The following is a 7989-nucleotide window of genomic DNA, read 5'->3' as shown; positions in this document are numbered from 1 at the left end:
TGCGCTGTGTATTTGCTATTTTTTCTTCAATAGCAACGAAGCTGGTGAACTCCGTTATAAGTTTATGGGGCAGGGCTACAGCAAGAATGTCTTGTTTTACTTCATCTACATTTCGCCCTAACGCTTTTTCATCCATTAACGCCGCCACTTTCTTTCTTGCCCACGCAGTCGCTACGCCAAGGTGTTGAGTAGAACCTGTCGACGTTGGCGATATTGCTACCGAACGGGTCCACTCGCGAGCGGTGCCCTGCTTGTCTACTAGTGTGCCTTGAAGGGTTATTTTTCCGCTTGTATCGGCGTTATGAGGCAGTTTCACATTCAAAAGCAAAGGAACACCCGCGTATAAATCAGGGATTTTAGAAGGGTAAATCTCTGCTGACTGTGCATAGCCAGCCGGAAGATTGAGGCTTAAATCACTCAACACAGGGCTTTCTAATTTATAAAGCAAGCTATCCATTTGCTGTTTAATATCTGCCGTATTGCTAACAAATACATAGCTTCCGCGACCAAACTGAGCGGCTCGGGTCATAAAATAGCTATTAGGCGCGCTGCCTATGCCTACTGTAAAAAGGCGCGCATCACCCAGTTCGTTCTTTATTTGCGAGAACAATGCAGCTTCATTGCCTACCGCACCATCGGTAATAAAGACAACTTGTTTTATAAAATCTTTAGTTGTCGTGCGCTTAAGTGCGGCATTAAGCGCTGGCGCCATTTCAGTGCCGCCCCCTGCATTGAGGTGCTTTACAAAATCCCTCGCATATTGCTTGTTTCGTGTTGTTCCCTCTACGGAGGTTTCAAACAAACGCGTGGTATCATTGTTAAATGCAACAACATTAAATCGGTCTTTCTCACTCAAGCGGTCTATCGCTAATTGTAAACTCTCTTTTGCGTCCACAATCGGGCGACCTCCCATAGAGCCTGACGTGTCGATAACGAAGGTGATATCGCGATCAAAATCCTGTAAATCTTGGCTCTTCACTTGTGGCGGCATTAGCATAACAAGGGCGTAGTCATGCTGACCTTTCAATTCAGTGAAAATAGCTGCTTGTGGTGCACTAGAGGGCGAAGGCTGCCACTCTAGCCAAATGTCTCTGTCCATTTTGATATTGCTTTGATTAAAGGTGACAAGATAATTACCTGTGGATTCTGACCAATTCACACGGTGATTTCTGCTAGTGACGCTATTAAGCGTTAAACCAGTATTTAGTGTTGCGTTGAACGTAAGTTGCGGGCCTCCATTGCCTTCTCTCATATAAGGCGTGATAGATCTGGCATCGGGTACCTGATCTGTGGGTTCTCCCCAACCTGTACCTGATATTTCAGCCTCTATATTCTCATTAAGCTGATTTAGCGGAGTGCCGGGCGAATAGCGAGGAGTGAGCGTAGTAGGCAAGTGAAAAGTAAATTTACCATCGCGGTAGTCTACTTGTTGTACATACTGAAGTGTCACCGTTATTTCCTCACCTGGCGCTATATTCGCGACCTGCTGGGTGAATAAATTTGGGCGTTGTTGCTCTGTTAAACTGGATTTCTTTCCCGCTTTTTTGGCCGCTTCAAATGCTTCTTTCGCTTCTGCCTTCGGCTTAATTTGACCCCGGATTATTCTGTCTCCTATACGCATTTCCATACTGTTAATCGCCGCGTTTTCATTAAGCGGAAAGGTGTAAACGGCATGCTTCCATTCATTACTGGTGTTAGTGAATTTTTGAGAGTAGGTAACGTGCGCAATCATGCCATTCACCTGTAAATCCACGTCAGTTGAATGCAAAAGAGCGGGGGAAGACTCACCGTCTACGCTTTGCAGCATCAATTCGCCAGACTCAGCGCGACTTAGCGGGCTAACTACTACACCAAGCAAAAAGCACAGGAAGGAAGTAAGGATAAGCAACCTGTGATTACGCGGCTGAGTTACATGTTGCCGTTCCCTAAACCAAGGTTTGTGAGTATTGGAAGGTGTTAAATAATCCCGTTTGGGTGTTTTGGAAAATAGCATCAGGTAAGCTCGCTTTAGTATCGATACTTACCATTAAACGCCCTGAATAGGGCGAATTGTGAACAAAGATTATGGCAATTTAATGGGCAATGGTGGCGAATAGCAGATTTTAGAAATTAGTCATTTGTTGGTTGAAGCAAGATGGTCGCTGAAGTCCCGAGATATAGGAATAACGAAAAAAGTATGCAGTTTGTACTTTTGCTTTACTGGCCCAGAGCATCAACCAGCGTACTGAATTTAGTTCTTCCTACTGGAACACTCGCACCAGAGTGCAGGTGTGCAATGTACTTCGCACCTGAGTGTTGTTCAATATGCTTAACTTCATCAAGAGGTAACGCATAAGAGCGATGAACTCGCATAAATCCTTGAGGTAGAATTTGCATTAACCTGTCTAAGTGCTTGTCATGCAATATGGTTTGATTGTCTTTAGTGGTTATTTCACTGTAGTGCCCAGCGGCTTGAATGAATTGAATATCATCAACTTGAAGAAAACAGAGTACATTGTTTTTGCGATATGACAACCGCTGACATTGGCCCTTGAATTGATGCAGAGAAAAACGTTCCATCGCTTTACTTATTCTTTCTTGAGTAAATGGCTTACCAATAAAATCGAGTACGCCAAGCTCAAACGCTTCTAAAGCCCTGTCGGTATTCGCTGAAACCACCACGGTGTGATAAGGGGCGGCAAGCTGTTGATGAATTAATGAAAAACCGTCTTTTCCATGCAAATTCAAATCTAGAAAAAGCAGGTCTGTGTCGCGGTTAGACAAATGCTCTTCTGCATCATCGAGGTTGGAAAAGCGATGAATAGTGGTTTTATCGTCGGTACACTGGTCGATAAAACGAGCAAGTCGTTTGGCAACCATGGGTTCATCTTCTACTAGGGTAATATTCATCATAGCGTTTGTAAGGTGATTTGTTCGGTCTGCTCGGCGTGCGCGTTACTTTGCTCACCCGAAACGAACGTTGTTGGAAATGTGAGCTTAGTTACCCAATACTTATCTTCAATAAATTCCACTAGCTTCCAGTTATTACCAAACGCTTCTGTGAGCCGGGCTTTAATGTACTTGGTGCCAACACCGGTTCCTTCTTTATTCTCTAATGCTGATGTCTGGTAAGAATAGTGTTGAGTAAGCTGAGCTTTAAACAGCAAGGTAGTTGAAGGTCTTTTATTCTTATCATGCTTGGCATTCTCTACGGACACACCCTGTGCTTCATCCTCTTGTTGTTCAGAAAAGCTAAGACTAAATTGATACTCTCCCGAGCCGTATCTGTTGTGGCTAAACGCATTTTCTATGAGGGTGAGTAATACTCCGGGAGGAATAAGCTGCTGCCCTTTGTTTTCTGACATCTCCGGCTTTTGCAGTGAGAAGTGGGCGTCGAAGCGGTATCCCATAATTTTAAGGTGACTTTCACAAAGGGCGACTTCCTGCTGTAAAGCAATTAAGGCTCTATCGCTTAAGCTGGCCATTTGGCGAAACTCCGATGCTAATGCCTGAATAAACCCAATGGCTTCTTTAGGGGCGATTTCAATCCACTCTTCAATTGCGGTTAGGGTATTGAGAATAAAGTGAGGCTGTAGCTGTTTCTTTATAAGCTCAAGCTGCAGACGCTGGGTGGTAAGCGTTGACTGCGTAAGTGCACGCTGTCTCTCAGCATGGGTTTGGCTTAGCACGAGTAGTAATAAAAGCGCTAAGCCACTAAACGAAACAAAGAAATATTGGTCCATAAACGAAAACCGGTTTATGAGAACGGGTGAAACAAATACCACTATTCCCATGGTCATTAACCACGCGTACTTCTTCCGTTTATAAATACTGGCCACACCAATAATAAAGCTAATGAGCAAAGACACACTGAACAACAAAAAGCTGCGGTAATCGTAACCATCGAAATATAGCAGTACCCCACAACTAGCCATAACCAACACAAGCAAGGTACTGATAACCCAAGTTTTTGAATAGCGGAAGAAAGACAGGAAAAAGAGCGGTAGCACCAGGCTGATAACAAGGGTTAATCCAAGGACGATTTCCATTCTAAGGATGTGCCACTGGTAGCTGTAACCGAATAGACCTCGCCATGACTCGGCCAAGATTAATAGAATCAGCATGGTACATAGGCAGCTAAACCACAGGTATGCAGGCTCTTTGAGCGATGAAAAGTACACCACAAATGAATACATGGCGACAAGAACCAAGCCACTTAGCATCATTAAGGGTAATCGTATACGCCACTCATTAATGGCGGCAAGAGTTTCGAAGTCGTCTGCAAATACCCAAAATCCACTACTTTGCGCGGTATCTGGACGAAACTCGCTGCTCAGCCTTACCATCACCGTGTTATCACCAGTATTCAGGTACTGTGAAGGTAGTATGAATATACTGTCTATCTCACCTGGCAATTCTTTGCTCTCGGCTGTTGCAGGCATGCCGTTATCACCAATGTGATAGCCGTTCAAATAAACAGAAAACGCGCCAAGTATAGAAACAAACAAGCCTTTAGGCGCACTCTCGGTTTGTTGTACACCTTGTGACCCATTTGATGTTGCGTTGAACGCAAGTGTGAACTTGAGCCACCTTACTTCATTAGACAGTTCGATATCCGACTGGGAATGAGCCCGCCATCGAGGGTCGTTCTCCGCTGGTACTTCCTCTTGCCCAGAATAGAGGATGCTGACCTGAGAAGGAAATGTCGGTGAATGGGTGGGCTGTTCGTGCAAAAGTACAACGCCCCAAATGAGCATTGTCATAAGCATTAAGTAGAACCAATTGAGTTTTTGCACGGGAAGTTAGGGCGTGTTGTGTGTTGTTATTGTTAACACAGTACACAGTTTTTAACTGTTAATGAAGTCGAAGTAATGCACTTGGGGAATGCCTGATGCAGTTCAGGAAATAGGTTGCCGTAAACCGAATAATTGACGCTACATTTGGCTGAAATTTATACGGAGAGTAATGTATGACACCCATTAATAAACTAGTAGCTTTTACCCTTTTACTATTGTGGTATGCGCCACTTGAAATAGCCCACGCAAATGACAACCAACTGTTGTCTCAAGCAGAACTCAACGAGCTCTTAAAAGAATACAAATTAAGTGGCGTAAGCGTCGCGGTAATCGACGACTTCAATGTTGTCTATTCCGCCACAGCTGGGGAAAAGGTGTTCGGTTCAGGTGATTCTATTAACCAGTCAACGGCCTTTTCTACAGCTTCTATTTCCAAGCCGGTTACCGCGCTACTAGCGGCTATGCTCGAAGAGCAAGGCAAGCTTAGTTTAGACGACTCTGTAGCTAAGTATCTCACCCGCTGGACACTGCAAAAAGAGCAGTTTCCCAACCCAGAGGAAATTACTTTTCGTCGGTTGCTCAGCCACACTGCGGGCACCACACAAAGTGGGTTTGCTGACTTTTATAAAGGAGACGCTGTGCCAACAGCTATCGATAGCCTAAACGGAGTAAACGTACCTCGTTATGACTCGCCCATTAGCTTAGCATTTAAGCCTGGTGAAAGTTGGTCGTATAGCGGCGGTGGCTACGTTATTGTGCAAATTGCGCTGGAAGATCTAACTGGAAAGACATTGCCTGAATTAGCAGAAGAAATGCTATTTAAGCCGCTTAACATGGTTAACACCACAATGTATCAACCTGACAGCCCGCTATTTTTGCAAAATGTGGCAAGCGTTCACCACGACGATTTGAGCGTGATCCAATCTGGATATCCAATTTGCCCGCAAATCGCGCCTTCGGGAATGTGGAGTAATGCTCTTGATATGGCAACATTGATTATCGAAATGCAAAGAGCACTAAATGGCGATGAGACAAAGGTAATCTCGCAAGCAGTGGCGCGTAATACTACTCAAATTGAAACCCTCGATGTTGTAGGTGGTTGGGGACTAGGCTGGATGCGTCTTGAGGCTAAAGGCAACCTAGAGTGGTTCTCTCATGGTGGTTCAAACACGGGAACAGGAGGGCAAATCATGGGCACAATGCGCGATGGTAGAGGTATCGCTATATTCGGTAACGGCGGCAACCCTGCTCGAATTCCGGTTATTGAAACAGTTATTGCAACGGTTGTGGAAAAGCTCGACTGGAAGAAAAGCTTACCCGTGGTAAAGCAACAGATTCCCCTTAAACTGTTAAATGACTTTGAAGGTAAATACCTCGCAGGTTTTGGAGAAACCATCGAAATCAGCAAGCAGAATAACCAGCTTTTCTACCAAGGAAGACTGTTGCTGTGGAGTCATATCGAAAGTGGGGAGCTTGTTTACCTTGCTGACGGAGAATTTGGTGTGGAAGGCTATCCAAACCGACTTTCTCTTGAAACAGTAAGCGGTAAAAAGCGGCTGAAAGTGTCGCGAAAAGGAAGCGATAAGGTGTCGTATTTTGAATCTGCCCCACAATAGGGGCAGTAAGATGGACAAGGCGAGTGAGTTACTCGCCTGCCATAGCACGACCTTTCGTTTTAACACTGGCTATCAACATATAAATACTGGTAGCAAGTAAGCACGCAAATAAGTAGCCCATCAATCCTTGAGGGCCTACTAAAAAGTTATCGGCAATGAGTGGGCCTACTACTGAACCCACGCTGTAGCTGAAAAGCATGACCTGTGTGGCGCATACAATGAAGCTAGCATCGAGCTTGTCGCAGGCCAGATTTATTGCCACTGGGTATAGGGCAAATATTGCCATCCCTAATAGAAACAGACCTGCTCCCAAAGCGTATATACCACTAACCGCTGCGGTTAATGTTATGGCGGCGACACCTAGTAAACAAAATAGCGCCATGAGTAACGTGCGGCCTAAGTACTTGGATAGCGCAGGAATTAAAGGTTGAACTGCCATAGCGCCTAAAATAATTAAGGCCATTAAGCTACCCAAATCGTCATGAGCAATGCCCCGGTTTAATAGTTCAAGGGGCATTAAGCCGTAAATGGCACCTAGAGTTAAGCCTGACACTATGCAACCAATAATTGCGGCATGATTTAGTTTCGATATTTGCTTTAGCGACAGTGGCGTACTGTGGGAAGCTTCAGGCTGCTCGCTCTTTGCAAACAAAAGTACGCCAATGGCTAAAATCAACATGGTGAAAATGGCAGCAAAAGGAAGCATGCCGCCTACGCCAATAGCGCCAATACCTAACTGACCTAAAGAACTTCCCCCGTAAAGTGCGCCCATGTACAAACCTAAACGTTTGGCTCTATCGGCTTCGTCGCCGTGTAAAAGCCACGACTCTACGATAACAAATACACCCGCTACAGCAACGCCAGCCACTAACCGAGCCACAAGCCAAACCGCGGTGTGAGCAAATAAAGGCATTACTACAATAGTTAGTAATAATACGCCTAAACACAGCGCAAAACCGTGCTTGTACCCAACGCGGGTGACCAACGGTTCAATACTAAGGGCACCCACTAGTAGTCCAGCGTAAAAGCTGCTAGCCAGCCAACTGGCGATAGCCGTGTCTAGGTTGTAATGGCTGAGCATTAGTGGGATCAGACTCATCAAATAGCCAGACGCAACTGCGTACATACCCAGCGCAATAACGGGAACAGAAACCCGCGCTTTGGCTGGCGGGATAAGGGTGTTGTCCAAGGTAATGCCTTACATCAAAGGAAAGAGAAGATAATTTCGCGGCGCGAATATGAGGCAAATTCAGATATAGGTAAAATGAAAAGAAATGCTCGTAAAGATGCTAAAAATTGATGGTGAGGAAGGCGCTGCTAGATAGTGCATGCGCCTCAGATAGTTTAAGCATTAGTGCCTTAAATCATCCGGTGTATGATCTGCCACAAATGCGTTTCTTTCGCCCATAGCTTTATCTTCTCCTACCGTACTGTCTGCAGTAGTTTGGAGCTCTATCGACGAATTCACCTCTGCACCAATTAGAATGATGTACGCGGTTAAATACAACCACATGAGCAGGATAATAATTCCCCCAACGGAGCCGTAGGTTTTGTTGTAGCTTCCAAATTCATTGAGGTATATCGAAAAACCATACGAG

At 45.0% G+C, this 7989-nt stretch carries 6 protein-coding genes; 1 reads left to right on the top strand and 5 read right to left on the bottom strand.

Annotated features, from left to right (window positions below):
• From QVA83_RS10245 to QVA83_RS10235, 3 genes are all read right to left on the bottom strand, one after another.
• A partial coding sequence (locus QVA83_RS10245; protein WP_287498438.1) for a marine proteobacterial sortase target protein occupies positions 1-1993 on the bottom strand: 1993 nt, incomplete at its 3' end.
• A 203-nt stretch (positions 1994-2196) separates the two neighbouring features.
• Entirely contained in the window at positions 2197-2892 is a 696-nt protein-coding gene (locus QVA83_RS10240; RefSeq protein ID WP_231513100.1) for a LytR/AlgR family response regulator transcription factor, read from the bottom strand.
• Entirely contained in the window at positions 2889-4748 is a 1860-nt protein-coding gene (locus tag QVA83_RS10235; RefSeq protein WP_156078699.1) for a sensor histidine kinase, read from the bottom strand. The genes QVA83_RS10240 and QVA83_RS10235 overlap by 4 nt, the downstream gene beginning before the upstream one ends.
• 200 nt (positions 4749-4948) lie before the next feature.
• Here QVA83_RS10235 and QVA83_RS10230 point away from each other — a divergent pair, with 200 nt between their 5' ends.
• Entirely contained in the window at positions 4949-6391 is a 1443-nt protein-coding gene (locus QVA83_RS10230) for a serine hydrolase domain-containing protein (protein ID WP_287498437.1), read from the top strand.
• 28 nt (positions 6392-6419) lie between these two features.
• On the opposite strand, the gene QVA83_RS10225 is transcribed toward QVA83_RS10230, so the two are convergent.
• The gene (locus QVA83_RS10225) at positions 6420-7580 is read right to left on the bottom strand and encodes an MFS transporter (RefSeq protein WP_014977158.1); all 1161 of its coding nucleotides are present in this window, start codon (positions 7578-7580) and stop codon (positions 6420-6422) included.
• A gap of 162 nt (positions 7581-7742) precedes the next feature.
• Positions 7743-7989 (bottom strand): YihY/virulence factor BrkB family protein (locus tag QVA83_RS10220; protein ID WP_287498436.1); only part of this gene is annotated, 247 nt, incomplete at its 5' end.

Source organism: Alteromonas sp. AO-Serp (assembly GCF_017849675.1).
In the GTDB taxonomy this organism is placed as follows: Bacteria; Pseudomonadota; Gammaproteobacteria; order Enterobacterales; family Alteromonadaceae; genus Alteromonas; species Alteromonas macleodii.
Note: the sequence above shows the minus strand (reverse complement) of the source record. Positions and strands in the feature narration are given on the sequence as shown.